1 protein-coding gene is annotated in these 203 nt (G+C 51.7%); it reads left to right on the forward strand.

The window, feature by feature from the left end:
* On the forward strand, positions 1 to 203 hold a 203-nt coding region (locus tag FC75_RS11460), incomplete at both ends, for a helix-turn-helix domain-containing protein (RefSeq protein ID WP_156403625.1).

Below are 203 nucleotides of genomic sequence, written 5' to 3' on the forward strand. Positions count from 1 at the left end.
ATTTCCAAGTATAATGAGGACAAGACTTTGACGGCATCGCCGTTCAGAAAGCAGGTCCCCCCTATGAGCCGGAAAACAACATTCGAAGAGCGAATTGAAGTGGTCGAGTACGTGACCAAGGGCAAGCACTCCTACAGCGAAGCTGCAGAGCATTTCCAGGTCTCCTACCAGCAGGCTCGTTCCTGGGTACTCAAGGCCAAAGA

The organism is Lacticaseibacillus camelliae DSM 22697 = JCM 13995 (genome assembly GCF_001436615.1).
GTDB classification, from domain to species: Bacteria; Bacillota; Bacilli; order Lactobacillales; family Lactobacillaceae; genus Lacticaseibacillus; species Lacticaseibacillus camelliae.